23 protein-coding genes are annotated in these 26836 nt (G+C 68.3%); 6 read left to right on the top strand and 17 right to left on the bottom strand.

All coding sequences use genetic code 11. The features are described from left to right. Positions 1 to 24: 24 nt before the first annotated feature. From secA2 to ALI144C_RS35190, 3 genes are all read left to right on the top strand, one after another. On the top strand, positions 25 to 2361 hold the full coding sequence (gene secA2, locus ALI144C_RS35200; RefSeq protein ID WP_076991585.1) for an accessory Sec system translocase SecA2: 2337 nt from the start codon (positions 25 to 27) through the stop codon (positions 2359 to 2361). Between the two features lie 80 nt (positions 2362 to 2441). Then, complete coding sequence (locus tag ALI144C_RS35195; RefSeq protein WP_076991584.1) at positions 2442 to 2669, top strand: PhdYeFM domain-containing protein; 228 nt, start codon at positions 2442 to 2444, stop codon at positions 2667 to 2669. Positions 2670 to 2840: 171 nt separating this feature from the next. Next, a complete protein-coding gene (locus ALI144C_RS35190; RefSeq protein WP_076991481.1) occupies positions 2841 to 4556 on the top strand; it encodes an NAD+ synthase in 1716 nt (571 codons plus the stop codon). Between the two features lie 95 nt (positions 4557 to 4651). Here the strand turns inward: ALI144C_RS35190 and ALI144C_RS35185 are convergent, their stop codons facing one another. Continuing rightward, positions 4652 to 5662 carry a type VII secretion target gene (locus ALI144C_RS35185; protein WP_076991480.1) on the bottom strand — a complete coding sequence of 337 codons (1011 nt, stop codon included), beginning with the start codon at positions 5660 to 5662 and terminating at the stop codon, positions 4652 to 4654. A 323-nt stretch (positions 5663 to 5985) separates the two neighbouring features. Beyond that, positions 5986 to 9240, bottom strand: a complete 3255-nt coding sequence (gene lysX / locus ALI144C_RS35180) for a bifunctional lysylphosphatidylglycerol synthetase/lysine--tRNA ligase LysX (RefSeq protein WP_076991479.1) — start codon at positions 9238 to 9240, stop codon at positions 5986 to 5988. Positions 9241 to 9371: 131 nt separating this feature from the next. Between lysX and panB the strand changes: the two genes are divergently transcribed. Both panB and pip read left to right on the top strand, forming a co-directional pair. Then, positions 9372 to 10235: a 3-methyl-2-oxobutanoate hydroxymethyltransferase gene (gene panB / locus ALI144C_RS35175; RefSeq protein ID WP_076991478.1), complete on the top strand. Its 864-nt coding sequence runs from the start codon at positions 9372 to 9374 to the stop codon at positions 10233 to 10235. Between the two features lie 81 nt (positions 10236 to 10316). Further along, positions 10317 to 11273: a prolyl aminopeptidase gene (pip, locus tag ALI144C_RS35170; protein WP_076991477.1), complete on the top strand. Its 957-nt coding sequence runs from the start codon at positions 10317 to 10319 to the stop codon at positions 11271 to 11273. On the opposite strand, the gene ALI144C_RS35165 is transcribed toward pip, so the two are convergent. The 13 genes from ALI144C_RS35165 to ALI144C_RS59215 form a co-directional block, all read right to left on the bottom strand. Next, positions 11255 to 12010, bottom strand: coding sequence for a helical backbone metal receptor (locus ALI144C_RS35165; RefSeq protein ID WP_076991476.1), 756 nt, complete (start codon positions 12008 to 12010; stop codon positions 11255 to 11257). The two genes, pip and ALI144C_RS35165, sit on opposite strands and share 19 nt — an antisense overlap. Beyond that, entirely contained in the window at positions 11982 to 12650 is a 669-nt protein-coding gene (gene npdG / locus ALI144C_RS35160; protein ID WP_076991475.1) for an NADPH-dependent F420 reductase, read from the bottom strand. Before npdG ends, ALI144C_RS35165 begins: the two co-directional genes overlap by 29 nt. Continuing rightward, entirely contained in the window at positions 12647 to 14062 is a 1416-nt protein-coding gene (locus tag ALI144C_RS35155; protein ID WP_076991474.1) for an RNB domain-containing ribonuclease, read from the bottom strand. The genes npdG and ALI144C_RS35155 overlap by 4 nt, the downstream gene beginning before the upstream one ends. Before the next feature lie 68 nt (positions 14063 to 14130). Then, positions 14131 to 14331, bottom strand: coding sequence for a hypothetical protein (locus tag ALI144C_RS35150; protein WP_076991473.1), 201 nt, complete (start codon positions 14329 to 14331; stop codon positions 14131 to 14133). After that, entirely contained in the window at positions 14328 to 14789 is a 462-nt protein-coding gene (locus ALI144C_RS35145) for a hypothetical protein (RefSeq protein ID WP_076991472.1), read from the bottom strand. Before ALI144C_RS35145 ends, ALI144C_RS35150 begins: the two co-directional genes overlap by 4 nt. Before the next feature lie 10 nt (positions 14790 to 14799). Next, a complete protein-coding gene (locus tag ALI144C_RS35140) occupies positions 14800 to 15798 on the bottom strand; it encodes a C40 family peptidase (RefSeq protein WP_076991471.1) in 999 nt (332 codons plus the stop codon). 2 nt (positions 15799 to 15800) lie between these two features. Next, the gene (locus ALI144C_RS35135) at positions 15801 to 16454 is read right to left on the bottom strand and encodes a hypothetical protein (protein WP_076991470.1); all 654 of its coding nucleotides are present in this window, start codon (positions 16452 to 16454) and stop codon (positions 15801 to 15803) included. A gap of 13 nt (positions 16455 to 16467) precedes the next feature. Continuing rightward, positions 16468 to 18480 (bottom strand): hypothetical protein, encoded by a 2013-nt coding sequence (locus tag ALI144C_RS35130; RefSeq protein WP_237774464.1) that lies wholly within the window; start codon positions 18478 to 18480, stop codon positions 16468 to 16470. Further along, the gene (locus ALI144C_RS35125; RefSeq protein WP_076991583.1) at positions 18477 to 21308 is read right to left on the bottom strand and encodes an ATP-binding protein; all 2832 of its coding nucleotides are present in this window, start codon (positions 21306 to 21308) and stop codon (positions 18477 to 18479) included. The genes ALI144C_RS35130 and ALI144C_RS35125 overlap by 4 nt, the downstream gene beginning before the upstream one ends. Before the next feature lie 208 nt (positions 21309 to 21516). Next, the gene (locus ALI144C_RS35120; protein ID WP_076991468.1) at positions 21517 to 21963 is read right to left on the bottom strand and encodes a hypothetical protein; all 447 of its coding nucleotides are present in this window, start codon (positions 21961 to 21963) and stop codon (positions 21517 to 21519) included. A 4-nt stretch (positions 21964 to 21967) separates the two neighbouring features. Continuing rightward, complete coding sequence (locus ALI144C_RS35115) at positions 21968 to 22234, bottom strand: hypothetical protein (protein WP_076991582.1); 267 nt, start codon at positions 22232 to 22234, stop codon at positions 21968 to 21970. 638 nt (positions 22235 to 22872) lie between these two features. Next, entirely contained in the window at positions 22873 to 23271 is a 399-nt protein-coding gene (locus ALI144C_RS59220) for a SapB/AmfS family lanthipeptide (RefSeq protein ID WP_076991467.1), read from the bottom strand. Further along, positions 23199 to 23471 (bottom strand): hypothetical protein, encoded by a 273-nt coding sequence (locus ALI144C_RS59215; protein WP_441297587.1) that lies wholly within the window; start codon positions 23469 to 23471, stop codon positions 23199 to 23201. Before ALI144C_RS59215 ends, ALI144C_RS59220 begins: the two co-directional genes overlap by 73 nt. Positions 23472 to 23573: 102 nt before the next feature. Between ALI144C_RS59215 and ALI144C_RS35105 the strand changes: the two genes are divergently transcribed. Further along, complete coding sequence (locus tag ALI144C_RS35105; RefSeq protein ID WP_076991466.1) at positions 23574 to 24680, top strand: winged helix DNA-binding domain-containing protein; 1107 nt, start codon at positions 23574 to 23576, stop codon at positions 24678 to 24680. Here the strand turns inward: ALI144C_RS35105 and ALI144C_RS35100 are convergent. Next, the gene (locus ALI144C_RS35100; RefSeq protein WP_076991465.1) at positions 24677 to 26038 is read right to left on the bottom strand and encodes an alpha/beta hydrolase family protein; all 1362 of its coding nucleotides are present in this window, start codon (positions 26036 to 26038) and stop codon (positions 24677 to 24679) included. The two genes, ALI144C_RS35105 and ALI144C_RS35100, sit on opposite strands and share 4 nt — an antisense overlap. After that, complete coding sequence (locus ALI144C_RS35095; RefSeq protein WP_237774463.1) at positions 26035 to 26826, bottom strand: ArsR/SmtB family transcription factor; 792 nt, start codon at positions 26824 to 26826, stop codon at positions 26035 to 26037. Before ALI144C_RS35095 ends, ALI144C_RS35100 begins: the two co-directional genes overlap by 4 nt. Positions 26827 to 26836 lie beyond the last annotated feature (10 nt).

The following is a 26836-nucleotide window of genomic DNA, read 5'->3' as shown; positions in this document are numbered from 1 at the left end:
TGCTGGAGGTGCCTGGTGGCCACGATGCTCGCCAAGGTCAAGGGTCGGCTGCGCCGGCTCCTGGAACGGCCTGCGTCCGTCGAGCTGACCAAGTACGAAGCGCTGCTGCCCAAGATCGCTGACCGCGAGGACGACATCGCGGAGCTCAGCGACGACGAGCTGACCCAAAAGGTCACCAAGCTGCGTGGTTCGGAACGGGAACTCGCCGATGACGAGCTGGTCGAGTACTGCGCGTTGGCCAGGGAAGCGGCCAAACGGGCATTGGGCGAGCGCCCGTACGACGTGCAACTGGTCGGCGTCATGGGCATGCTGTCCGGGCATGTCGTGCAGATGGCGACCGGTGAGGGCAAGACGCTCGCCGGTGCGCTGACCGCCGCCGGGTTCGCCGTGCGCGGCAAGCGCGTGCACGTCATCTCGGTCAACGACTACCTCGCGAAACGTGACGCGGAGTGGATGCGGCCGGTGTACGAGCTGCTCGGCGTGAGCGTCGGCTACGTCGGCGAGAAGGTGTCGACCGAGCACCGGCGCGAGGCGTACACGTCCGAGGTCTGCTACGGCTCGGTCAGCGAGATCGGCTTCGACCTGCTGCGCGACCGGCTCGTGACGCGCGCGGAGGACCAGGTCCAGGTGCCCAACCCGGCCCAGGTCGCGCTGGTCGACGAGGCCGATTCGGTGCTGGTCGACGAGGCGAAGGTGCCGCTGGTGATGGCGGGCACGGCCGAGGGCGTCGAACGGGACGCCGACATGGCCGAGGTCGTCCGCCGCCTGCGCTCGGGCGTGCACTACGAGGAAGACGAGGACGGCCGCAACGCCTGGCTGACCCCGTCCGGCGCGAAGGCCGTGGAGAAGGCGCTCGGCGGCGTCGACCTGTACGCCGAGGACAGCCCGTACCTCGCCGCGGTCAACGTCGCGCTGCACGCGCACGCGCTGCTGGAGCGGGACGTCGACTACATCGTGCGGGACAACAAGGTCCAGCTGATCAACACCTCCCGTGGCCGGATCGCGGCCCTGCAGCGCTGGCCGGACGGGCTGCAGGCGGCCGTCGAGGCCAAGGAGGCCGTCGCGGCGACCGAGAGCGGCGAGGTGCTCGACTCGATCACCGTGCAGGCGCTCATCGCGAGATATCCCAAGGTCGCGGGCATGACCGGCACGGCGGTCGCGGTCGCCGAACAGCTGCGCGAGTTCTACAAGCTCGAGGTCGCGGTGATCGCGCCGAACAAGCCGTGCGTCCGGGAAGACGAGCTGACCAGGCTCTTCACCACCGAGGAAGCCAAGGAAGACGCGCTGATCGACGAGATCGTGAAGACGCACGAGTCCGGGCGGCCGATCCTGGTCGGCACGCTGGACGTGGCCGAGTCGGAGCGGATCGCCAAGCGGCTCGGCGAGAACGACCTGGAATGCGTCGTGCTCAACGCCAAGAACGACGCGGAGGAAGCCGCGATCGTGGCCGAGGCAGGCGCGTACAACGCGATCACGGTCTCCACGCAGATGGCGGGCCGGGGTACCGACATCCGCCTCGGCGGCCACGACGAGACCGACCACGACAAGGTGGCGGAGCTCGGCGGCCTGTACGTGATCGGCACCGGGCACTACCCGTCGTCACGCCTGGACGACCAGCTGCGCGGGCGCGCGGGCCGCCAGGGAGACCCGGGTGGCTCGGCCTTCTTCTCCAGCATGGAGGACGAGCAGCTGGTGCAGTACTCCCCGGAGATCCAGCTGCACGTGCTCAAGGAACCGCCCGGCGAGGACGGCCTGATCAAGGACAAGACAGCACGGGCGTACGTGGCGCACGCCCAGCGCGTCGCCGAGGGTGTCGAGCTGGAGATCCACCGCAACACCTGGCGCTACACCAGGCTGGTCGAGCAGCAGCGCGACATCATCATGGAGCACCGCGACAAGATCCTGCACAGCGACGTCGCGGACAAGCTGTTCGAGAAGCACGCGCCGGAGCGGCACAAGGAGCTCGTCGAGGAGTTCGGCGAGGAGCTCGTGGCGGAGGCAGCGCGGCAGATCGTGCTGTACCACCTGGACCGGCGTTGGGTCGACCACCTCGGCTACACCGCGGACGTGCGCGAGACCGTGCACCTGCGCGCGCTGGCCAAGGAGACACCGATCGACGAGTTCCACCGCGCTGTCGTGCCCGCGTTCAACCAGATCGTCCCGGAGGCGCACGAGACGGCGATCGACTCGTTCGACTCGGTGAAGATCAGCGAGAACGGCGCGGAACTGGAGGAGGCGGGGCTCAAGCGGCCCACATCCACTTGGACCTACATGGTCTACGACAACCCGTGGGACTCGGACGCCGAGCAGGCGCTGAAGAAGGTCCGCGCACACGTGAAGAAGGTCAAAGCAGAGCGCTGACCTGCGTTTTCCCAGTGGCCCTCGCCGGTTCGGCGGGGGCCACTGTCGTACTTTGCGATGACCGGGATCACACTTTGACAATGCGAGTCATCAGCGAGAGGGAGTTCCACCACAACTCCGCCGCAGTCATAGGCGTAGTGGAAGCGGGCGCGACATTCCGCATCACCCGCAACGGGATCGAGATCGCCGAACTGCGACCGCTCCCTCGCAGGCGGCGGCTGACTGCGGAGGAGCTTGTGGAGCGTCACCGGCAGTTGCCGCGAGTCGACTACGAGGTGATGCGGCAGGAATCCGACGACTTCTGCTGACCGCTTCGGCGCGATTGGACCGAAGCATTCAGTTACTTCTCGTTCCTCCTGGTAACTCCTATCGGGTGACACTCGCGAGGCTGCTTCGCCCATGGCAGCATGGCCAGATCTGCGATGATCCGTGCGCCACATTTCCGCCTCAGAGGCGAAAACATGCGGGAGGATAGCGCCATGCCCCAACTGCGCATCGCCGCCGCTCAGGTCAACACCCGGGTCGGGGACCTGTCCGGGAACGCCGACCTGATCGTCGAGTGGACACGCAAAGCCGCCGAACAGGGTGCGCACCTCGTGGTGTTCCCCGAGATGGCCCTGACCGGCTACCCGGTCGAGGACCTCGCGCTGCGCGAGTCGTTCACGGACGCCTCCAAGGCCACGCTGGCGTCCCTCGCCACGCGTCTGGCCGACAGCGGCTGTGGTGCGTTGGCGGTGTACGTCGGGTATCTGGACGCGGACGAGGTCGGCCCCCGTAACGCTGCCGCCGTGCTCCACGAAGGCAGGGTCGCCGCGACGCAGTTCAAGCACCACCTGCCCAACTACGGCGTGTTCGACGAGCGCAGGTACTACAAGCCCGGCCAGACGCTGGACATCATCCAGTTGCACGGCGTCGAGGTCGGCATGGTGATCTGCGAGGACCTCTGGCAGGACGGCGGTCCGATCACGGCGCTCGGCCAGGCGGGTGTGGACCTGGTCGTCTCCCCCAACGCCTCGCCGTACGAGAAGAACAAGGACGACCAGCGCCTCCCCCTTGTCGCGCGCAGGGCGGCGGAGGCGGGCGCCCCGCTCGTCTACCTGAACCTGATCGGCGGGCAGGACGAGTTGGTGTTCGACGGTGACTCGATCATCGTCTCCGCCGACGGCTCAGTGGTGACCCGAGCGCCCCAGTTCGTCGAACACATGCTGGTCACGGACATGTGGTTCCCTGGTGGCCGGCAGCGTCACGCGGGCCAGGTCGGCGAGTTCACCGTCCGCCGGGTCGCGCTGTCGGCCGACCCGTTGCCCGCGTACGAACCGCTGCCCCTCCCGCCGGTCGCCGAACCGCTGCCCGAGGAAGCCGAGGTCTGGTTCGCACTGGTCACCGGGCTGCGCGACTACGTGCACAAGAACGGTTTCCGCTCGGTGACGTTCGGCATGTCCGGTGGGATCGACTCCGCCGTGGTCGCCGCGCTGGCGGCGGACGCGCTCGGCGGCTCCGCGGTGTACGGCGTTTCGATGCCGTCTTCGTACTCCACGGAGCATTCCAAGGACGACGCGGCCGACCTGGCCAAGCGGATCGGTTCGCACTACGACGTCCAGCCGATCGGGGCCATGGTCGACGTGTTCGTCAACCAGCTGGGCCTGACCGGCCTCGCCGAGGAGAACGTGCAGGCGCGGTGCCGTGGCGTGACGCTGATGGGCCTGTCCAACCAGTACGGTCACCTCGTGCTGGCCACGGGCAACAAGACCGAACTGGCGGTCGGCTACTCCACGATCTACGGCGACGCGGTCGGCGGGTTCGCGCCGATCAAGGACGTGCCGAAGACACTCGTGTGGCAGCTGGCCAGGTGGCGCAACGCCGAAGCGGAGAAACTCGGCGAGATCCCGCCGATCCCGGAGAACTCGATCACCAAGCCGCCCTCGGCCGAACTGCGCCCTGGCCAGCTGGACACCGACTCGCTGCCCGACTACGAACTGCTCGACGACATCCTCGACGACTATGTGGAAAGCGACCGCGGTCGTTCGGACCTGCTCGCGCAGGGGTTCGCGGCCGAGGTGATCGACAAGGTGCTGACCATGGTGGACCGCGCGGAGTACAAACGCCGCCAGTACCCGCCGGGCACCAAGATCAGCGTCAAGGGGTTCGGCCGGGACCGGCGGTTGCCGATCACCAGCGGCTGGCGCGAGGGCTGAGGCCGCGCTCGCGCAACCAATGTGGCCTTCGTTGCGTTGTTGGGCACCAATGTGGCCTTCGTTGCGTCCAGGCGGCTGGCGCGAGGGCTGAGGCCCTACCGGCCTTCACGCCGCTGGATGACGTGGGCCAGTTCGTGCGCGAGCAGGTCCGCGGTCCGCAACTGCCGCCCAGCAGCCGGGCCGTCGCCCTGGGCGTAGCTGTCCCAGAGCCTGGCGATCGTGCCCATCGCGGTGATCAGGTCGTTGACCGGTTTCACCGCGTTGGCCAGGCTGGTCTGGGCCTGCCGTTCGATGTTCGCGACCGGCTTGGCGAACGTGCTGACCAAGTCGCCCGCCTGGGCGAGCACGGTCGCCGTCATCCCGCCCTCGACCGCCATCAGGTGTCGTACCAACGAGATCAGGCGCCGCACCATGTCGGTGATCAGGTCGTTCGCACCCGCCCGGCTCTGCCCGACCACCTCGGCTGCCAGTTGCACGACCGCGGCCGCCTCGCGTGCCGCGGCCGCGAACTCCGCCAGCGACCGGTCGATGTCGTCCGCCCGCATCCGGTACTGGTCCGCGGCTTCACCACGCCAACTCGCGGTCCCAGTCGTCACTTCCCGTGCCAGGCGCGCCTGGATCTGGGTGATCCGACTGGACACCGTCACCCATGCGTCGAGGAACGCGTAGACGCCGGAAGCGTCACCCGCCATCCGGTCCAGCACCGACTGCAGCGGCGCCACCAGACCGGTCAGTTGTCCGAGCCCCGCCGCTGACAAGGCGTCCACCGGCCGCATCGGCGCGGACAACGCAGTGATGTTGTCAGCCACCGGTGCCTCCAAAGCCCTGCCGTGTCCCGTTTCCGGCTGCGGCAACGCTTCCCCGCTGTGCGCGATACCGGTAGCGATCGCGTTCAACGCCTTCGCACCGGAGTCGACCGCGCGGTTTCCCACTGTCACAAGCTGATCCACCAACGCCGTGAACGGCTGTCCGATCTCACCGAGCGAATCGGACGAGAGTTTCGTCGCCGCCTGGTCGGTGAGCCCGCGGATCTCGTCGGCCACGGCATCGAGTTGACGGGCGTGTGCCGCGAGCGCGCCGAGAACGGCCTCATACCCGTCACTCATGCCGGGCCTCCGATGTCCTGGAGGACCGGCCTTTCGTCCCAGTCGGCACTAGGCACGAGCACCTCCCCCTGGATTTTTGTGCGTACCAAGGTAGGCGCTCGCGCCTGATTCCACCACGGTTGAATTGCCGTCATCAGGTCCCGTCGATCAGTCGAACCGCGATCGCGGAGCTGAAACTGACCGGCCGGGATTCCCGTGCCGACACCGCATGACCCGTCGGAATCGCCAGGGACCTGGCGCGCGGCCGTGATGACGGCATTCGAGATCATGAGGCAGGGTTCTGGGAGCGCTCCCAAACAGTCAAGCAGCCGTACGGGAACAACTCAACGGGGACGAGCGAAGGGGAAAAGAACCGTCTGCCGGATCGACGCTCCGGTCAACATCATCAGCAGCCGGTCCACACCGAGACCCATCCCACCGGTCGGCGGCATGCCGTGTTCCAGCGCGCGCAGGAAATCCTCGTCGAGTTCCATCGCTTCGACGTCCCCGCTGGCCGCCCGCAGCGACTGGGCCTCCAGCCGCCTGCGTTGTTCGATCGGATCGGTCAGCTCGGTGTACGCGGTCCCGACCTCGCTGCCGAACGCGACGAGGTCCCAGCGCTCGGCGACTCGCTGTTCGACCCGGTGTTGCCTGGTCAGCGGGGATGTCGCGGTCGGGAAATCGGTGTAGAAGGTCGGCTCGACCGTGTTGCCCTCCACCAGGTATTCGTAGGCCTTCTGGACCAGGTGACCGTGGCCGAGTTCGTCGTCGAGCACGATTCCCGCTTTCGCGAGCAGGCCTTTCAGTTCGCGTACCGGTGTGTCCGGGGTGATTTCCGCACCCAGCGCCCCGGACACGGCCTGGTGCACGCTGACGACCGGCCAATCGCCGGAGATGTCGAATTCCTCGTCACCGCGCCGCGCGATCTCCGCGCCGTAGGCGGCACGCGCCGCCTGCTGCACGAGTTTCTGAGTCAGCACTCGCATCGTGCTGTAGTCCGCGTAGGCCTGATAGGCCTCCAACATCGTGAACTCGGGATTGTGACTGGCGTCGACGCCTTCGTTGCGGAAGTTCCGGTTCAGTTCGAAAACCCGCTCGACCCCCGCGACACACAGGCGCTTCAAGTACAGCTCCGGCGCGATCCGCAGATACATCCGCATGTCGTACGCGTTGATGTGGGTCACGAACGGGCGCGCGTTCGCGCCGCCGTGCACGGTCTGCAACATCGGCGTCTCGACTTCGAGGAAGTCCTTGTCGTGCAACGTCTCCCGCAACGCCCTGACCACTGTGGAACGCAGCTTGAGCATGGCCGTCGACTCGGGGTTGACCACGAGGTCCAGATACCGCTGACGGACCCTCGTCTCCGGGTCGGACAGGCCTTTGCGCTTGTCCGGCAACGGGTGCAGGCACTTCGCGGTGACCGTCCACTCCTCGGCGAGCACGGACAGCTCGCCGCGTTTCGACGTCACCACCTCGCCGCCGACGCCCACGTGGTCCCCGAGGTCGACCAGCGCACGCCAGTCGTGCAGGGCCGGCCCGGTCAGCATGACCTGCAGTTCCCCGCCGAAGTCGCGCAGCCGGACGAAACACAGGCCGCCGAGGTCGCGGCTGGCCACCACCCGTCCCGCGACCCGCACGTGCTCGCCGGTGCGGGTGTCCGGCGGCAGCGCGGGAAACCGTTCGACGACCGCGGCGAGCCCGGTGTCCCGGTCGAATCCGGGCGGGTACGGGTCGTATCCGGCTTCGCGGAGCCGTTCCAGCTTCGCGATCCGGACCCTGACCTGCTCCGGCCGCCGCGCCTGCCTCGGCTTGGCCGCGGCCGCCGACTCGTCGATCGCACGGACCTCCCGCACGAAGTCCTCGCCCGCCGGTTCGGCACGCAGCCCGGTGCGGCGTTGCAGCGTCGGCAGAAAACCTTCCAGCGCGCCCGCGACGATGCCCACTTTCGGCAACCGCCTGGTCCGCGAGTAGCACAGGAAACGCGGTTCCCAGTCGGGGCCGTACTTCGCGTTGGACCGGTACAGCGACTCCAGTTGGAGGAACCGGGAGAACACGCTGAGGATCGCCCGCCACGCCCGCAGCACCGGCCCGGCGCCGATCCGTTCGCCGCCTTCGAACACCGCGCGGAACATCGCGAAGTTCAGCGAGATCCGCTGTGCGCCGAGCTTTCCGCTCGCCTCGATGACCGCGTTGAGCATGAACTCGTTGAGCCCGTTGCCCGCGTCACGATCGCGTCGCATGAGGTCGAGCGACAGGCCACGCCTGCCCCACGGCACGAACGACAACAACCCGCGCAACCTGCCCGCCAGGTCGTACGCCTCCACCATGACGCACCGGCCGTCGGACGCGTCACCGAGCCGCCCGAGCGCCATGGAGAACCCGCGCTCGGTCTGCGCGCCACGCCAGTGCTGTGCGGCGCTGCGCAACGTGTCCATCTCCGGCCCGGGGATCTCGGCGTGGCGGCGGACCGTGCACGTGTACCCGGCGCGCTCGATCCTGTTCACGGCCTGCCGCACGGACCTGCGCTCCGGACCGGACAACGTGAACTGCCGAACGTCCAAAACGGCCTCGTCACCGATCTCGAGCGCCTTGAGACCCGCCGACGTGTAGACCTTCGCGCCGTCCTCGCTGGCGCCGAGCACACCAGACGCCCAGCCGTAGCGATGAGCCTCAGCCAGCCACTCGTCGACAGCCTGACGCCATGCCTCGGGATCACCGACCGGGTCGCCGCTGGCGATACTCACACCGCCCAGAACGCGATACGTCACCGCCGCGCGGCCGTTCGGCGAGAACACCACGCTCTTGTCACGCCGGGTGGCGAAGTAGCCGAGCGAGTCACGTTCGCCGTGCTCCGCCAGCAACTGCCTGACCTTGAGCTCCTCCTCCGGCGCGAGGTGCCGCATGCTGCGCACGCCACGGAAGAACATGTACACCGCGACGACGGCGACAAGCGCGCCCAGGACGTCCAGCAGGGTGCCCAGCCAGCCGGGCCCGCGGCCGATCCCCAGCGGACGCAGTTGCAGCAGCTCACCGGTGGCGTGGTTGCCCGCCCAGACCAGCTTCTCCCAGACCTCCCGCAGGCTGCCGGGGAACGGGCCGGTGAGGATCCACCCGGCGACGGTGACCGCGGCCAGCCCGGCGAGCAGGATGACCACGGACCTGCGCACCGCGCCGGGCGCGATCTGCGCGGGGAACGACGGCCGCAGCCTGAGCAGGACCAGGATGATCACCAGCTCGATCGCGATCGCGCTGACCAGCAGGATCGTCAGCTCGTCCGCCTCGATGCCGACGTCCGGGTCCACCTCGAAGGTGAGCAGGTAGACCAGGTCGGTCAGGATCGACCCCACCTCGAACACGACCAGCGTCCACAACGCGGCGCGTTTCCGGCGCCGCAACGCCGCGCCGAGCACCAGCAGCACGACCGAGATGAAGAGGTTCTCGTCGACCGGCAGGCCCAGCATCCACGCGACGAAACCCACGAGGAAGCGGAACTCGCTGTCGACGTCGGTCAGGACGAAAAACAGCGACAGGAAGGCACCGACCTGCACAATCGACGCGACGATGCCTGCTGCTCTGTGCTTGCCCACACCCCAGATCATGGCCCCTGTGAACCTGTGACACTGCTCCCACCCTCATGCGAAGCGGCGCCGGGGGTGTCACGCTCATAGACGTAGAGCCCCAGCCAACCCGGGGACCCGCACGGGCCTCGAGGAAAGGACGGTGGACGACGATGTCTTCTGAGCTCACATCCCCCTACGGATCTGGCGCCCAGGGTTCGAGTACCGCTGCGGCGACACCGAAGCGCGTACGCATCCATCACCTGCAGGAGATGAAGGACCGCGGCGAGCCGTGGCCCATGCTCACCGCGTACGACATGTACACGGCCGCGCTGTTCGACGAGGCCGGTATCCCGGTCCTGCTCGTCGGCGATTCCGCGTCCAACAACGTGTACGGCTACGACACGTCATTGCCCGTGACGGTCGATGAACTCGTTCCGCTGGTCCGCGCCGTGACGCGCTCGGCCAAGCGGGCACTGGTCGTCGCCGACCTGCCGTTCGGCTCGTACCAGATCTCCCCGGCGCAGGCCCTGGAAACGGCCGTCCGGTTCATGAAGGAAGGCCGCGCGCACGCCGTGAAGCTGGAGGGTGGGGCGCACTTCGCCCCGCACGTCGAAGCGCTGACAGCGGCCGGTGTCCCCGTGATGGGACACATCGGTTTCACCCCGCAGAGCGAACACAACCTCGGTGGTTACCGCGTGCAGGGCCGTGGCGACGCGGCCGACGCCTTGGTCGCGGACGCGCTCGCGCTGCAGAACGCGGGGGCGTTCGCGGTGGTGATGGAAATGGTGCCCGGCGAGGCCGCCAAGCGGGTCACGCACGAGCTGCGGATTCCCACCATCGGCATCGGCGCGGGCCCGGACTGCGACGCGCAGGTCCTCGTCTGGCAGGACATGGCCGGCCTGCGGACCGGGAAAGCGCCGCGGTTCGTCAAGCGCTACGCCGACATGGCCGGGATCCTGTCCGGCGCCGTGCAGCAGTTCGCCGCCGAGGTCAAGGACCGCCAGTTCCCCGGCCCAGAACACACCTTTCATTAGCAACCAATGTGGCCTTTGTTGCGTTTCGCGCAACGAAGGCCACATTGGTTGCACAGCAGTTCGGTGCGGAAGAGTGTCCGTATGCGCGTGTTCTATCCGGAAATCTCGCCGTACGACTCAGGCATGCTCGATGTCGGTGACGGCCACCTGGTGTACTGGGAAGTCAGTGGCAATCCGGACGGCATACCGGCCGTTGTCCTGCACGGCGGCCCGGGGTCGGGGACCAATCCGAAGCAACGGCAGCACTTCGACCCCGAGGCGTACCGGATCGTCCTGTTCGACCAGCGGGGATCCGGCAAGAGCACACCGCACGTGAGCTCACCCGAGCACGACCTGGCGACCAACACCACCTGGCACCTGGTCGACGACATGGAGAAGCTGCGTGAGCACCTCGGCATCGACAAGTGGCTGCTGTTCGGCGGCTCGTGGGGTGTGACGCTCGCGCTCGCCTACGGGCAGACGCACCCGTCCCGGGTCAGCGGGATGATCCTGCGGGGCGTGTTCACGCTGCGACAGTCCGAACTGGACTGGCTGTACGGCGGCGGCGCCGGGCACATCTTCCCGGACGAGTGGGCGAAGTTCACCGCGTTCGTGCCCGAGGGTGAGGACGCGGTGACGGCGTACCACCGGCTGGTGTTCGGTGACGACCCCGAGCTGAGCCGCAAGGCCGCGATGGCCTGGAGCATCTGGGAAGGCGCGACCGCGTCCACCCAGACCAGCCTGGTGGCCTCCTACGGCGAGGAGAAGTTCGCGGTCGCGTTCGCCCGGATCGCGTTGCACTACTTCGTCAACAAGGGCTGGCTGGAGGAAGGCCAGCTGATCAGGGACGTCGGGAAGCTCACGGGCATCCCGGGCGTGGTCGTCAACGGGCGCTACGACATCGTCACGCCCATGACCACCGCGTACGAGCTGGCCACGTCATGGCCCGAGTGCGAAGGGCACGTGCTCAACGGGGCCGGGCACGCGGTCGCCGACCCCGGCATCGCGCAGCAACTGCTCGCCGCGACCGACAGGTTCGCTCAGCGCAAGGAGGCGTGAGCGTCCACAAGCGACGGGCCGCACCAGGTCAGGTGCCTGCCGTTGACCAGCTTGTACCTCTTGCCGGGGAACGCCTCCGGCCCGTCGGTGTCGGTGAACAGGTACGGCTCGTCCGGCAGCACCACCAGGTCGGCGTCCCGCGCCTGCAGCTCGTCCAGCTTCGGCCGCGGGTACCGCTCCTCGTGCTCGGCGTACACATTGGCCACGCCCAGCCGGAGCAGCACGTCACCGGCGAACGTGTCCCTGCCGATCACCACCCACGGCCGCCGCCACACTGGGATGATCGCCGTCGAGTGCACCGGGATCGTGTGCGACCACAGGTGCTCGGCCTCGCCCAGCCAGCCCGGCTCGGTCAGGCCCAGTCCCTGGGTGAGCAGGCGCCGGACTGAACCGAGGCCGTCGGGGACGGTCACGGCCGCCGAGGTGACCCAGACCGCGACGCCGTTGGCCCGCAGCTGTTCGACGTCCTGCGGCCGGTTCTCCTCCGCGTTGGCGACCACGAGGTCCGGCCGGAGGTCGAGCACGGCTTCGACGTCCGGGTACTTCGACCCGCCGACCCTGGGGACGTCGAGCTCCGGCGGGTGCGTGCAGTAGTCCGTCGCCCCTGCGATCATGCCGGGCGCGCTGACCTCGATGGCCTCGGTCAACGACGGGACCAGGCTGACGACCCGTGCCGGTGACGTGACCGGCACGGGTTCGCCGAGGTCGTCAAACGTCGGTGATCCGGATACCGGCATGGGCCTTGTAGCGGCGGTTGATGGCGATCAGGTTGGCGGTGAACGCCTCGACCTGGTGCGCGTTGCGCAGACGGCCGCCGTAGATGCCACGGAAGCCCGGGATGGTCTCGGCCAGCGCGCGCACGATGTCCGTGGCCTCGCGGTCGTCGCCGAGGACGAGCACGTCGCTGTCCATCTCGGACACCGAGAGATCTTCCAGGGCCACCGCGGAAACGTGGTGGAACCCGGCGGTCACGCGTGACTCGGGGAGCATCGCGAGCGCCTGCTGCGCGGCGCTGCCCTCCTCGACCGGCAGCGCGAACGGGCCCTGCTTGTCGAAGCCGAGCGGGTTCACGCAGTCGATCACGATCTTGCCCGCCAGCGCCTCCCGCAGGGACTCCAGCAGCGGCTTGTGGCCCTCCCACGGCACGGCGACGAGTACGACATCGGCCTGCTGGGCGGTCTCGAGGTTGTCGAGGCCGGTGATGTGCTCGACGCCCGCGAGCGTCCGCAGCTCGGCCGCGGTTTCCTCGGCGCGCTCCTGCTTGCGCGAGCCGATGATCACCTTGAGTCCGGCCTTGGCCCAGCGCAGCGCGAGGCCACGCCCCTGCGGCCCGGTCCCGCCGAACACCCCGACCGTGAGTTTTGCGACGTCGGTCACTGCATCTCCACTTTTTCGAAAGACACCTTGCGTCTTACGGTATCCGCGTCGAGCAGTCGCACGCGGATCCGCCCGCCTTCCGAAAGGCCCTCACCAGCGCATTTCGCGATGACCGGCGGATCTGTGAGAAACACCTCGGCCGAACTGGACTCAGCCCTCAGCACGACAGCGTCGAACTCCTGCCCGATCCGGCCCGCGAGCACCCACGCCTCGGCCTGGTCGAGACATGCCCTGTCCACCTTGGCCGCCATCGAGTCCGAGCCGCCCATCAGCTTGGGCAGCTCGGGCAGGCTGGCGCGGACCCAGTCCGGCACAGGCTGGTCGGCGGACACCGCGAGGCAGATCTCGGCGCCGAACCGGTCGACCAGCCGCCGCAACGGCGCGGTGACATGCGCGTACGCGGCTCCCAGCCCAGCGTGCGTGGTCAACTCGGGCAGGCTGCCGTCGAACGCCGTGTACCCCGCTCCACGCAGCAACCGCGTGGCGTCCATGTACAACGCGAGCGACTCGGGGCTACGCGGATCCAGTCCGGCCAACATGACCGAGACGCTGTCGGTCCGTGCCCACTCGATGCCCAGCGACCGGGCCGAGCGGCGCAACCACTCGACCGCACCGTCGTCGGGTTCCGGCAGTGTCCGCAACACACCAATCCCGCCCTGGACCATCAAACTCGCCGCGCTCATCCCCGTGAGCAGGGACATCTCGGCGTTCCACGCGTCGACGTCGTTACGCGGACGCAGGGTCAGCGTCCAACTGCCGTTGCCGTCGGTGGCCACCTCCTGCTCGGGGAGCTGGAGTTCGACGGCGCCTCGGCGCACCGCGTGTTCCCTGCGCAGCCGCCCCAACGCGGGCAACGCGGCTACGGACGGGTGCGGGTTTCCGGCGTCGATGGTCGCTTGTACACCGTCGTAGTCGAACTGAGCTATGGAGCGGACAAGCGCACGACAGACCCGAATGTTCGTCGGTTCGCCGTATTCGTCCAAGTCGATGGTCCACAGTGCCGACGGCCGGACCTGCCCCGGCAGGAGGCTCGCGGCCCCCTCGGACAGGATCGGCGGGTGCAACGGCACGTTGCCGTCGGGCAGGTAGATCGTCTGGCCGCGCCGCCGTACCTCGATGTCCAACGCTCCACCGGGCCGCACGAACGTGCCGAGGTCCGCGATGGCGTAGTGCAGCCGGAAGCCGTCCGGTCTTTGCTCGACGTACAACGCCTGGTCGAGGTCCTTGGAGCCGGGCGGGTCGATGGTGACCAGCGGCAGGTCCGTGGCGTCCACACGGGCACCGACCAGGCGGTCCCGGTCGGTGACAGCCAGCTCGGCCTCGGCCAGCGCGGCCGGTGGGAACTGGGTGGGCAGATCGAACTCGGCACGGACACCGGCGAAGTCGAGCGCGGCTCCGTCCGTCGTGTCCATGACGGCACCTTAACCACACTCCGGCCGACCCGTGAGTAGTTAAGGCAGTTGGACCCAAACTGGCGGGGTCAGTCGTCGTTGTTCCAGCGACGGTCGGCTTCGTCGGCTGCCTTGGTGCGGTCAGCCGCGATCTGCAGGGCTCGTTCCGCGGTCGCCTTGTCCGGGTACGGCCCCAGCAGGTCCGCCGCGCGGCAGACCTGGCCGTGCTCCACCCTGTTGTGCTTGGTGCAGTAGTACCAGCCTGGGTCCGGGTTGGGATCCGAGGTCATCGGGCGCTCCAGTTCTCCTGTGCCGGGAAGCCTCGCGGCGGCGTGTCCTGGAGGTCCGCAGCGTGCTCCCGTGGGATCGGGTCCAGGCACGACACCAGTACTTTGGTGTGTTCCGGGTCGGGGATCCGCCTGCCGTTCCGCTCCCGGTAGACCAGTTCACCGTCCGCGTCGATCTCCACTATGCACCCGACTTCCGCCAACTGCTCCTCGTCCAGGTCCGCGATGACCTCGTAGCGGGACGGCACCACGCGGTAGACCGGCCAGGACAGGTGGCCGAAGGCCTGGTGGAACTCCGCCAGCAGGTGCGCCATCTGCTGCTGCCAGACCAACGGCATGCCTTCGGCGAGCGACCTCGGCAACACCACGTACCCGTCGACCACTGCGGGCAACGGACCGTTGCCCAGGTAGTCGCGTAGCGGTGTGCCTGAGCGTGGAATGGGGGGTTGTTCCGGATACATGGCCTTCTCCTCAAACTCCCGGCCGCACGGCTTGGCGCACCAGCCCACGCTCGGTGAAACTCACCGGCCGGATGTGCACCGGCACCCCGGTTTGCTGGGCCTCGACGATTTTCCCATCCCCCAGGTACATCGCCACGTGGTGGATCGTGACCGGGTTGCCGCTGTCCCACGCCCAGAACAGCAGGTCACCGGGCTGCGCCTGCTCCACGGGCAGGTGTGCGCCCGCCCGATACTGGTCCTTGGAAACCCTCGGAAGGATGATTCCCGCTGACCGGTACGCCTGGTTCATCAGACTCGAGCAGTCGTACGCGTCCTGGCGCGTGAGCGCCGCGCCCCACAGGTACGGCTTGCCCTGCTGCGCGAGCGCGAACTCGATGGCCTTCGCCGCGCCACCGGACGCGGCGGGCATGAGGTCCCCTGTGCCCTGGCCGCAGCCCGTCGGGTCCACCACGTCACCGGCCGAGCCGATCAGGTGGGACGCCATCGCCTCCCAGCGGTGGTACCTGTCCGGGAACGCGGAGCGTTCGACGTCCTGCGCGGAGTCGCCCGGGCGCTGGTCCTTCCAGTTCGGGACCTTCTCCAGCACGTCGTAGAACTTGTTGATCGCGTACGTGGGATCGGTGACCTGGGCGGGCGATCCCCAGCCCATGGACGGGCGCATCTGGAAGATGCCGAGCGAGTCCCGGTCGCCGTAGTTCAGACTGCGCAACCCCGACTCGGTCATCCCCGCCTGGATCGCGACCTGCCAGGCCAGCGGCGGCAGCTTCCTGTCCTTGCCGATCGCGATGATCTGCGCGACGTTGCCGCGCTGCTCGTCGTTGAGCTTGCTCGCGTCCATCTGACCGCCGGACCCCGCCGCCGTGATCGGGCCGATCGAGGCGTTGCAACTGGCCAGGCTGACGTTCTGGGTGTTCTGGGTCGACGAGATGACGGAAGTGACGGCTCCGGTTGTCATGATCGCCGCGAGCACGAGCACCGCGGCGATGCTCAGGAACACCGCCAGCCGCATGACTAATCCACCTCGGTGTGCTCGTTGACACGCCAACCGTTGTCGGTCTTGACCAGGGTGAGACGCAGCTTCCGCACGTCGGTGGGGATGTCGACGGTGACGGAGCTGGTGTACGAGTCCGCCGTCGCCGCGGGCCCGCCGCGGACCTTGCTCTGCGCGACCGACTTCGGGTCCACTTTGGACAACGTGGCGCCGAAGTACTCGTCGGTGGTGTACGCCTTCAGCTTGTTGAGCCAGTCCTCCGGCTTGATGTCGTCCGGGTGGGTGACGAACGCTTCAGCCCACTTCAGCGCCATGTCGAGCGCGGCGGGATCGGCCTTGGCCGGGGTCTTGTTCTCCGACACCGGCTGCCTGGTCTCGGTCAGCGTCTGCGACGGCTGGCTGCCGCCGCCCTGGGCAGCCGGGGGGACGACACCGGGCGCGCCCTGGGTCGGCGTCGGGGACTTCGGCGTCGCCCCCGGAGTCGACGACTTGGTCGTGGCCGGCGGCTGCGCGGACGGCGAACCGCCGGTGAGCCTCGGCACGACGTATGCGATGAACAGGATGATCGCCAGGAGGAACAACCCCGTGACAACGAGGTGCCTCGGCGAGCGGAGCGGCCATCCCCAGAGCCTGCGGTACACCGCGGCGCGGCCACGGTTGGTCCGGATGGGCATCAGTCTCCTCCTCTCACCTTATGTACGCGTCGGTGTCGCGCGGCCCGTCATGCATAGGTAGTGGCCTTCGTGGCGCTGCGTTGTCACGGACTTCCAGACCGCGCGACGGCCGGAAGATCACGTGCACCGGCCTGCCCGCGACCACCTCGGTCTCCGCCGGTCTCGGTGAGACGACCGGCGGTGGGTCGTACACCGTGACTTCGTCACGTTGTCGTGGCGCGATGACCCGGGACGGCACGACGACCGCGTCTTCGGACCGGTCCCACTCGCGGCTCGCGACCGGTGCCGTGTCGACGATCCGGCTGCTGCCCTGCGCCGGCGGCAACGCGCCTGCCGGGCCCCGGGCCGGTGGCAGGCCCCGATCGTCGTCGACCGACCCGAACACCGCTGTGCCGGAGGCACCGATCGCGGTCCGGCTGGAGCCCGTGGGCGTGTTGCGGTCCATGCGTTCCGCGCTCGCCGCGACGGGGTTCGCCGCCTCGGGGCGGGGACGACGGCCGTCACGGCGAACCGTCTGCTCGTCGTCGGTGTCGGTATCGCGCACGTTGTCCCAGAACTCGTCCTGCGGTGTGCGCTGGTCGCCCTTGCGGCGGAACCGGGAGAACACACCCGGCCCCGCGGACGGCATGGCTCCGCCAACCGCGCCGACGGAAAGCTCGACCATCTGCCACATTCTGCGCACAGGTCTGCCTATGACGAAGAAGATTACCGTGATCAACGCGGCCAACGCCATCATCGCGATCGTCGGCAGGCTGTCACCGGCGTTGAAGATCGCGTTCAGCAGCAGGACGTGCATTCCGGCGAGCGCGGCGAGCACCAGCACGTTCAGCACGACCGCGGCGGCCGCGCGGGCGACCTTGCGCAGCAGGTCGTGGTACAGGATCGCGATCAGCCCGATCAGCGGCGTCGCCAGCAGGAAGATCCGCAGCAGCACCTGGGCGAGCAGGATGCCCAGCTTGGCGAACAGCTGGAACAGCGAGTACACGATGCCCTGGAACAGCGCGAGGAAACCGGAGCCGGTCCGGCTGCCGTCGGTACCGGCGAAGTTGCCCTTCGTCGGACCGAGCTTGCCCGCGATCTCCTTGTACTTCGCCTTCTTCGCCTGCAGCGCGGCGTCGTCCACGGTGTCGGTCGAGTCCGTCTTCGTCCATGCCTGCGCGGCCAGCAGATCCTTGGCGTACTGCTTGGCCTCCGGCGCGTCCTCGCTGCCGAACACCCCGCGCACCCAGTTGCGGTACACGACACGGTCGTGCAACGCCTCGGGCAACGCGTGCAGGTCGGACTCCGGCGCGTTGTCGGCCAGGAAGCCCGCTTGGATCTGGGTCGTCTTGGACAGGAAGCGCTCTTCCACTTCCTTGTACAGCGGACCGACGATGATGAACGACGTCGCGACCCACATCGCGGCCAGCGCCCACAACCCGCGTCTGGACACCGCGGCCAGGTCACCACGCCAGATGTAGCGGAACAGCAGCACCGCGAGGATCACCGCGGCGAGGCCGAACCACTTGACGTAGATGTTGTCGTAGAACACCTTCGTCGCGCCGTCGATGGCCTTGTCGAGCGGTCCCATCAGCTCGTCGTACGCCAGCGCGTAGTGCACGCCGTTGGTGGCGGCGACGAAGTTCTTGCCCACGTCGAACAACTGGTTTCCCATCCAGTTGCCGATCGTGGCGTCCGGGTCGGTGATGGCCTTGCCGACGATGCCGCAGCTCTCGTCGTAGACGTGCCATACCTGGCCCGCGTAGCCGTACGTGTTGTACGTGGTACCAGGAGTTCCGTGGGTGGGGCGGGGTGCGTCGAGGGCCGCGACCATGCCCGCGGTGGGTCGTTCGGGGTTCGGCGCGTTGTCACAGGTCTGCGCGACGGCAGACGGGGCGAAAACGACGAGCTGAAGACCGAGGATCGTGGCGACGGTCAGGAAAGCCTTGCGCCGCCCGCGTTCCGGCAGTGGCCATGTGCGTCTGCGCCGGCGTCGCGCTGCCATGAACAGCGCGGCGCCGACCACCACCACGACCCATGTCATCATGCGGCGTCTTCCTGGCCCGGCTTCTTCGGCGCCCCACCCCCGACAGGTTGCTCAACCGGTTCTTCGGCAAGGCCCAGTTCGAGGTCCGCTTGCAGTTCGAACTCCTCGTCGGCGTCGGAGTACTGCGCGGGCGGCTGGTGCGCGGGTTCGGGTTCCGGTGCGTGCTGCTGCGCCGCGTCGGCGGCGCGGGCCGGGTCGCGCAGGGCGTCCGGCGTGGTGTCCATGGCCGTGCGGAAGTGCTCCATGTGTGGCCCGGAGAAGTCGGCGCGGATGCGCTCCACACCGCCGGTGCCGTCCGCGAAGATGAACTGCCGCGGGGCGCGGTCCTTCTCCAGTTCGGTGCGCTGCGCGGGACGACGGCCGAGGCTCGCGACGACCTGTTCGTAGCCCGCGCCGATCGGCACCTTCAGCAGCCGCAGGGCATCCGCCTGCGCGGCGTCGTCGTCGAGCCTGCCGACGAACACGGAGTCGAGCAGCGACACGAAACCCTGGATCCGCAGGAAGTCCGCGGGGATCTGGCTGGACAGCAGGACACGCACGTTCCACTTGCGGGAGTCACGCGCGAACCTGTTCATCAGCACACGCCCTGTCGGCACCTCGGACAGGAAGAACGCCTCGTCGATCCACACGCCTTTGCGCAAGTCCTTGGGGCGCTCGTAGATCGAGCGTTGCGTCAGCCACGCCGCGAGGTTGAGCATCTCCACGCCGAGCGCTTCCGCGTCCGTCCAGTGTTCGCGGCCCACACCGTCCTTGGGCAGCGTGAGGCCGGCCATCGTCAGCACGGTCAGCCTGTCGTCACGCGTCTCGTTGTACGGGTCCGCGTCCTCTTCCGGGATGAGCAACGACATGCGCTCACGCATCTCGTCGAGGAAGTCCGCGACGACGACGGCGTGCTCGTGGTGTTCGCTCGCGTCCCGCCGCAGCGCCTCGAAAACCATGCCCGGGTGCGCGTCGAACCGGCCACCGACCGTCCGGACCGCGCGCAACAGCACGATCCTGGTCTGCGGCAGGCGGGCGACCTCGTAGGGCAGCAACCCGGTGAGCACGTCGAGCACGAGACGTCGACGGGTCGCCGCGGCGAGGGCTTTCTCCCTGCGCCACGCGCGTTCCGGGTCGTCGTCGTCCATGAAGTGCTCGATCATCGGCTCGGCGACCACGCGGTACGGGTTCAGGATGCCCGGTTGCGCGTTGAGCAGGTTGATCGGGCGGGCGTACGGCCGCAGCTCGGGCAGTTCGCACAGCCTGGCCAACGGGCCGGACGGGTCGAGCACCGTCCAGTAGGCGCCGGACCGCAGCGTCTTGTAGACGATGCCGCCCCCGAGGAACGACTTTCCGCCACCGAGACCGGCGACCATCGCGGTCAGGCCGGAGGAGTCACGCAGCTCCTGCGCCATCCACGGGTCCCACGCCACCGGTCGCCGGGTGGCCGTGCACGTCTCACCGAGCAGGATCCCCCGCCGGTCGCCGACCTCGGCCGTGGCCGTCGGCACGGAGGACGCCGCCCACATCACCGACCCGCGCCGCAGGTAGGCCGCGGAGGCCAGCGGCTCACCGGGGATGAACTCGCGGGCCATCGCGTACTGCGCCTCGGGGTGCTCGATCGCGATCTTCGGCTTGTACAGGTCGAGCAGCTGCTGCGCCAGGCGCAACGCGTCCCGCTCGGTCGGCCCGGACACCGCCAGCCGCCACCACGAGCGCACCCGGGTGCCCAGCGCGGTGAAGCCGGTGGTCATCTCGTCGTCGATCTCCAGCACCCGGCCCGCCTGGCGGGCCAGCGACTGCGGCGGTTCCAGGCCGTGCTCGTCGGTGTAGTGCTTGACCTGCGAGCGGACCTTGTTCATCTGCCTGGCCAGCTCGCCCTGGACCTCCTCGGGCCGCCGGACGTAGATCCGCGCGGACCACTCGACCGTCGCGGGCAGCCGGTCCGAGCGCTGCACCCACGGGTCGTCCAGTTCGGGGATCTGCAGGCCGTGCATCAGGCCGACGGTCAGCACCGCCACGTGCCGGTTCACGCCGGCGTTCGAGCCGGTCCGGCCGCGCACGGTCACCGTCGGCGAGTACGGGTCCTGGTGGAAGTCAGCCGCGTCGGTGAAGCTGGCCAGGTCCTCCGGCTCCCACGCCGCGCCGGGCACGGCGGGCAGGTTGCGCGGGGCGGGCAGGCCGAGCGAGCACGAGCGGTGCATCAGCCACGACATCTCCTCCGCCGTGACCGGGCGGCCCTCCAGACCGGCCGATCCCATCACCTGGTCGAGGTGCTCGACCTCGCTGTCCAGCGCGACCAGTTCGGCGTCCACCGCGTCGGGGAAGATCTTGCGCAGCAATGGGGCGGCCCGTTCGACCGCCCTGTCCACCATGTTGCGCGTCTGCACCTGGACGCCGAGGTAGACCTCTTTCTCGGCCATCGAGCGGCCCATCAGCTGCTGTTGTTCGCCCACGAGGTAATCGTCGAACGACAACGCGCCCGGAACATCCGGCAAACGACCGACAGCGTTGTGCACGTGCGCCTCGGCCCACATCCGGATGGGGTACGGCCGCGCGGTCACGCGCAAGTGCAGCCACCGGCCGTGCAGCTCGGCGTACTGGCCCGCGATGGCCGCGATCAGGTCCTGCCGTTGCGAGTCGCTGCGGAACGACCAGCGCTGCGGCGCCAGCCGGTACCAGGCGTACACGTCCGTGCCGGTGCGCAGCAGGTGACCGTCGATGCTGCGGGCCGCGATCTCCGGCGTGTAGCTCGGTATCCCCTGCTCGCCGGGCAGCCGCTTGTTGCGTTTCGCCGCGGCCTTGGCCTGCGCCTTGCGCCCGGCCTTGGTCGCGGGCGGTGGCGGCATGAAGTTGTTGTGCCCGCTGGCCCTGTGCCGGTGACGCGGCTGCGGCGGCTCGTAGCCGGGCGCGGGCGGCAACGCCTGACGCTGTTGCTGTTGCTGCCTGGCCGGTGGCTGGGGCTGCTGCCGGACCGCAGGCGGCTGTGCCTGCTGGTGGTAGGGCACTGCTTGGTCGAACGGGTGCGGCTGCCTCGCCTGAACCCGCTCGTCCCGGTCAGACCCGGGCCTGCGTCGGCGTGCGAACACCGCTGACCTCCCGCCTGCGTTCTTTCACACGGCCGCGCTTGCGCACCTTCGGCCGTGGCCGGTGAGCGTTCACCCTTACCCGGGTCGCGCTGACCGCGCCACCCTGTCCCGTGCTCGTCTCACGGGGTGCTGTGAGCTCGCGGCTCCACATCGCCATCACGGCGCCGAGAGGTCGTTCGTGGCTGATCCGGGAGCAGATGAAACGGGTCAGCAGGATGGTGGCGACCAGCGCCCACGCCGTGCTGAAGAAGCCGAAGCCGATCCCCATCGCCCGCTCCACGGTGAGCGAGACGAGGAAGACCGCGACGCCCACACCCCACGCCACGTAACGAGCGCGCCAGGGGAACGTGGCCTTCGGCGGCCCCAGCCACACCGCGTCGACGCGGTACACCTCGTCGTCTGTACGAATCCGCACGCGATCAGGCCTTGAACAGGCTGGCGATCCATTCGCCGATGTCCTGGCCGGCACTGGTGGTCACCGCCAGTCCGATGATCGCGAGCGCGATGACGACGCCACCGAGCCTGCGCATGACACCGGCGTTGTCGCCCTTGCCACCACCGAGCCACAGCAGGAGCAAAGCGACCGCGAGCAGCAGCAACGGCACGAGGTTGTTGAGGATCCATCCGCGGACCCCCTCTGTGCCCAGGCCCTTCTGGTCTTGAGCAAGGGTGATCAGGGCCGTCATCATCTCGAACTCCCAAATACGACGAGCGAAGCGGAACCGGGTCCCGCTGTGCCTATCGAGTAGAACATGTCGGCTTCACGAGGTGTAGTGGGCAGCGAACGCACCGTAGATCCAGTTCGACCTCCTGTCGGGGTGGCCGGGTGTACGTATGACCACCCCCCATGATGGGGTGGCGGGAGGCGCTCGTATGCAATGACCACCCAATTCGCCCAACATCGTGCGGAGTTCACCCGGCCGACCGACCTGTGTTCACACTTGGTGCGGCAAGTCACGAGCACCGGAGAGTCTAACCGACCGGCAATCCCCCGATCGGCCCAGCCAGCGGTCACACACCGGCGCAGGTCACCGGTGTCCGAAATGGACTGAACAGCTCCTCCGGGCCTCGATCAGGTGAAATTCGACCACTGCGTGAGACGGGTTCGTAATCGTTCTCGCATGATCATCGACGCCTCGAACATGCGTTCGATTATACCGCCGGTGAATACGAGTTCGAGTTCGTACGAACATCCGGTCGCGTGACGGGGAGTCACAGCCCACCGCGAGTGCCCCGGCAACCGGCTCCAGCACGACGAGGCCCCGTACAGTCACCAAGGTGTGGCGACCGCACGGGGCACGGTAGTTCTGCCTGCGTGTTTGCCTCAGCAAGTGGGGAGCGAGAGGGCGCTGTGGCTGTAGTGCGTCAGCAGGCTCAGGTTGCTGCCGCCGCCGAAGTCGCCGCGGTAGTCCAGTTCGTCCTCCGCCTCGATCGCTTGCAGTTCAAGCACGGGGTTGAGCGGCAGGAAGGCCCACAGCCGCAGCGCGGCGAACGCGTACCGGTCGACGTCGAATCCGGTGTGGCCGGAGGGGGCCCGGAGCCCAGGTGCGCCCAGTGCCGGGCGGGCCGCCCGCGCGACGGGGAACGCGGATTCCAGGTCGATCAGGCCGACCAGCCGGGTGAGGATTCGGTACTCCCGCTCAAGACCGGTCACCGCATCGGTGTGGTCGTGGTCGAGGCCCGTTCGGCGTTGTCCATGGTCGCGGACACGTGGATCTTCCACCCCTGCTGCCGGGGTACGACACCCGAAGGCCACAGGATCCGCCAGTCGCCGCGAATCCATTCGGTCCACTGGACATCCGGAATGGACAGATCGAATCCCCTCCCATCGGGTCGATGGATCTCGAGTGCACCCGCCCGCCCCTTGATCCTTGGACCGGACAGCTGATTTGTCGACTGCCCGGATGCATGACCGCTGTCCACGCCCGTGTGAAAAGGTCGTGACCTTCTGCGGTCGACCAGGCGAAGACCGCCGCTGACGACAAGCGGCCAGGAAGTGACCTGAATAGGTTCTAACGTGGACCCATGCACCGCTTCACCTGGACCGACGTCTGCGCCCGGCGACTGGCCCGGCACGGCCTGAGCACCCCCTTGACCGCCCAGCCGGTCGACGTGGTGAGCGCGATGGCCGGAACGCACGCACAGGTCATGTCCGCGGCCGAACTGGGAATCGCCCTCCGGATCGACGGCGCCACCCGAGCCGACGTCCAGAACGCGCCCGGTCTGGTCAAGACGTTCGGTCCACGCGGCACAGTCCACTTGCTGCCGTCTGCGGACCTGCCGCTCTGGCTCGGAGCGCTCTCGGCGGTGCCGTCCGGCCCCAGCGCGTTCGACGAAGGCGTGCGGCTGACGCCCGACCAGACCGAGGAAGTCATCGCGGCCATCGGCGAAGCGCTGCGCGACAAGGAGTTGACCGTCGACGAACTGACCGACGCGCTCGCCTCGCTGGCCGGTCCGTGGGCCGTGGAGAAGGTGATGCCCGCGTTCCAGGACTACTGGCCGCGCTGGCGGACCGTGACACACCTGGCCGCGGCCCGTGGCGTGTTGTGCTTCGGTACCAACAAGGGCCGCAAGATCACGTACACCAATCCCGGCGCGGAACCGGCTCCGGCGGCGCGGTCCCTGCGGCACGTTCTGCACAGTTATATAGGGGCCTACGGGCCGTCGACTCCGCAGCGGTTCGCGCACTGGCTCAACGGGCCGGTCAAATGGGCCGTCGAGGTCTTCGCGTCGGCTGGTCTGGAGCAGGTCGAAGTGGAGGGCGAGTTCGCGTGGAACCTGCCGGGTGACACCGCCGTCCCGGAAACCGTGGACTGCGTTCGCCTTTTGCCGTACTTCGACGGGTACGCCTACCGGGTGGGCAACCAGCCGCCGTCGCTGTTGTACCCCGGCAAGGCCAGGCAACGGGTGCTGCCGCAGAACTTCCAGTACCTGATCGTCAACGGCACCGTGGCCGGGCTGTGGCACCAGCGCAAGTCCGGGCGCCGCGTGGACATCACGGTCGAGGCGCTCGTGAAGCTGACCAAACGCCAACGCGCCGAGCTTGACGAACAAGCTCAGCGCGTCGGCGAGATCATCGGCGCCACACCGACTCTGACACTCGGCACGGTCACCGTCGGCGGTCACGCCTAGTGAGATGGTCGCAGTGACCGCGGTGGCGTGAAGTCGATGAACGCGGATGGCATCTTCTTGTCGCTCTGATCGGGCAGGTTGAACACGTTCTGGTACTCGCTGCCGTACGCCGTGGCGACCTGGTTGAGCCTGACCGGGTTCGTGTCCTGCCAGCGACCCGTGTCCAGTTTGTGCAGCAGCACCCGCAGCGCGGTCAGCTCCTCGGCCGCGCTGTACGCACAGTGCCCGCCTCGGTTGAGGTACAGCTGCCGGATCCGGTCGGGACGGTCCATCTTGTCCGCGTACCAGCGCTCCTGGTCAGACACCGCACCGCCGTCGAGTGCGCTGTGCAGCGTCACCATCGGCACCGGCATCCGCCCACTCGCGACACCGTACCGGTACATGTACGCCAACGCGCGCGGGTCGGGCGCGACCCTCGGCGCTTTCGCCAGCTTCGCCAGGTCGGCGTCGAGGTCGAGGCCCGCCTTGCGGTAGGCCTGCCGCACCTCGTCACGCAGGTAGGACTTGCCGAGCTGCCGGGTGTAGTCGACACCGATGTTGAACGACGGGTTGCCTCCGGCGTGGCGTTCCAGGTCCTCACGTCCGCCCTGCGGGCCCATTCCGGTGACGTAGGCCCAGTAGACCCACTGCGCCTGGTCGGCGATCTGGTCCTCCGGCCGCGGGGTGTGCGCGCCGTACCACCCGGGGATGTTGCCCAGCGCGGCGGCCAGCGCGATCCTGGCCCGTCCGGCGTCGTTCTGCTGGGCGTCGCTCGCGGCCTGTTTCAGCGCCTCGGAGCTGGCTTCCGGGTCCCGCGCCTTCACCAGGTCGATGTCCTTGCCCTCGGCCAGCAGGGTCTTCACGACGAAGGTGATGTCGAGCGCGGTGTTCCACGTGCTCTGCGGGTCGTACTCGGCACACATCGCGAGCACGCCGTCGAACCGGCGGGGATTGCGCTCGGCCAGCAGCGTGGCGATCCCGCCGCCCATCGAACTGCCGGTCGCGATGGTCCGGCGCGGCTTGCCCACGTTGCGCTCGAACCAGTCCAGCAACGCGATCTGGTCGCGCAGCGCGGGCTCGACCACGTAGCCGAAGTAGCCTTCGAACTCCGACGCGGCCAACGCGAAGCCGTTTCGCAGCAACCACTCGGGCGTGTCCTCCATGCGGTTGGCCAGCATCGTGACCGGCAAGCGCCACGGCTCCACGTACATCCCGTGGCTGTAAAGCAGGAGCGTGCCGTTCCAGTTGGGCGGGACCTCGACGCGGTACTTGACCCCGCCGATCGTCCCCGTGTGGCTGCGGTGCTGCGGCTGGGCCGCCGTCGCGGGCGCGGTGAGAGCAAGCAGGCAAGCGACGACGGCAACGACTAAGCGCCTCATGCGAACATCGACTTTCCGGTCTCCAGCAACGACTTCAGGTCGCTGAGCATCTCGGCCCAGCCGCCGCCGTGGCCCTCCAGCTCGCCACCGGTCTGCGCGGCCGTCTGCGGCGCGTCCGTGACGTCGTGGGTGACGGTCAGGCAGCAGACACCGCCTTCCTTCTCGTCGATCTCGTAGGTCAACGTGGTCGCGGGCTCCCCGTTGTAGGTCATCCGCCACGTCTGCACGAGTTTGCGCGGTGGATCCACTTCGAGGACCTCGCCGTCGATGATGACGTCCGGGGCACCGTGCTCCTTCATCGCTTCGCTGGCCAGGCCCCGGTACGCGCCGCCGACGCGCATGTCGTACTCGACCGGGGCCTGGTAGCCGTACTTCACCGTCCACTCCGGCTTGGTGATCGCGTCCCAGATCGTCTGCGGGGACGCTTTGATGTAGACGCGGTTCACCTGCACGGTCCTGGTCGTCGTCATCGGTCTCTCCAATTCGGCCTTGAGGTCTGCCAGCGCGGCGACCTGCTGCAACGTGTACTTGTCGATCCACCGGTCGTGGATCAGCCGGATCGGGACGGCGTTGAGGAAGTGCAACTTCTCCCGTCCCGACTTGCGGGTGACCACGAGACCGGCTTCTTCGAGCACTTTCAGGTGCTTCATCACGCCGAACCGCGTCATCTCCAGCTCGGACTCGAGCTCCGTGAGCGTCCGGCCGTCCCGGACGAACAACAGGTCGAGCAGGAAACGACGACTGGAATCGGCCAGCGCCTTGAACACCCTGGCGTCGTCCTCGGTCACAGGAGAGACC

This window comes from Actinosynnema sp. ALI-1.44 (assembly GCF_001984155.1).
Taxonomy (GTDB): domain Bacteria; phylum Actinomycetota; class Actinomycetes; order Mycobacteriales; family Pseudonocardiaceae; genus Kibdelosporangium.
This window is presented reverse-complemented; position numbering and strand designations above follow the sequence as displayed.

Excerpts from the sequence above, each read along its gene's own strand:
- secA2 (WP_076991585.1), top strand. The coding sequence starts at position 25 with ATGCTCGCCAAGGTCAAGGGTCGGCTGCGCCGGCTCCTGGAACGGCCT.
- ALI144C_RS35155 (WP_076991474.1), bottom strand. The coding sequence starts at position 14,062 with ATGGACACGACGGACGGAGCCGCGCTCGACTTCGCCGGTGTCCGTGCC.
- ALI144C_RS35105 (WP_076991466.1), top strand. The coding sequence starts at position 23,574 with ATGCACCGCTTCACCTGGACCGACGTCTGCGCCCGGCGACTGGCCCGG.
- panB (WP_076991478.1), top strand. The coding sequence starts at position 9,372 with ATGTCTTCTGAGCTCACATCCCCCTACGGATCTGGCGCCCAGGGTTCG.
- ALI144C_RS35195 (WP_076991584.1), top strand. The coding sequence starts at position 2,442 with ATGCGAGTCATCAGCGAGAGGGAGTTCCACCACAACTCCGCCGCAGTC.
- ALI144C_RS35125 (WP_076991583.1), bottom strand. The coding sequence starts at position 21,308 with ATGCCGCCACCGCCCGCGACCAAGGCCGGGCGCAAGGCGCAGGCCAAG.
- pip (WP_076991477.1), top strand. The coding sequence starts at position 10,317 with ATGCGCGTGTTCTATCCGGAAATCTCGCCGTACGACTCAGGCATGCTC.
- ALI144C_RS35135 (WP_076991470.1), bottom strand. The coding sequence starts at position 16,454 with ATGCCCATCCGGACCAACCGTGGCCGCGCCGCGGTGTACCGCAGGCTC.
- ALI144C_RS35100 (WP_076991465.1), bottom strand. The coding sequence starts at position 26,038 with ATGAGGCGCTTAGTCGTTGCCGTCGTCGCTTGCCTGCTTGCTCTCACC.
- ALI144C_RS35140 (WP_076991471.1), bottom strand. The coding sequence starts at position 15,798 with ATGCGGCTGGCGGTGTTCCTGAGCATCGCCGCGGTGCTCGTGCTCGCG.
- ALI144C_RS35150 (WP_076991473.1), bottom strand. The coding sequence starts at position 14,331 with ATGACCTCGGATCCCAACCCGGACCCAGGCTGGTACTACTGCACCAAG.
- ALI144C_RS35190 (WP_076991481.1), top strand. The coding sequence starts at position 2,841 with ATGCCCCAACTGCGCATCGCCGCCGCTCAGGTCAACACCCGGGTCGGG.
- ALI144C_RS35145 (WP_076991472.1), bottom strand. The coding sequence starts at position 14,789 with ATGTATCCGGAACAACCCCCCATTCCACGCTCAGGCACACCGCTACGC.
- ALI144C_RS35130 (WP_237774464.1), bottom strand. The coding sequence starts at position 18,480 with ATGATGACATGGGTCGTGGTGGTGGTCGGCGCCGCGCTGTTCATGGCA.
- lysX (WP_076991479.1), bottom strand. The coding sequence starts at position 9,240 with ATGATCTGGGGTGTGGGCAAGCACAGAGCAGCAGGCATCGTCGCGTCG.
- ALI144C_RS35115 (WP_076991582.1), bottom strand. The coding sequence starts at position 22,234 with ATGACGGCCCTGATCACCCTTGCTCAAGACCAGAAGGGCCTGGGCACA.
- ALI144C_RS35165 (WP_076991476.1), bottom strand. The coding sequence starts at position 12,010 with ATGCCGGTATCCGGATCACCGACGTTTGACGACCTCGGCGAACCCGTG.
- ALI144C_RS35185 (WP_076991480.1), bottom strand. The coding sequence starts at position 5,662 with ATGAGTGACGGGTATGAGGCCGTTCTCGGCGCGCTCGCGGCACACGCC.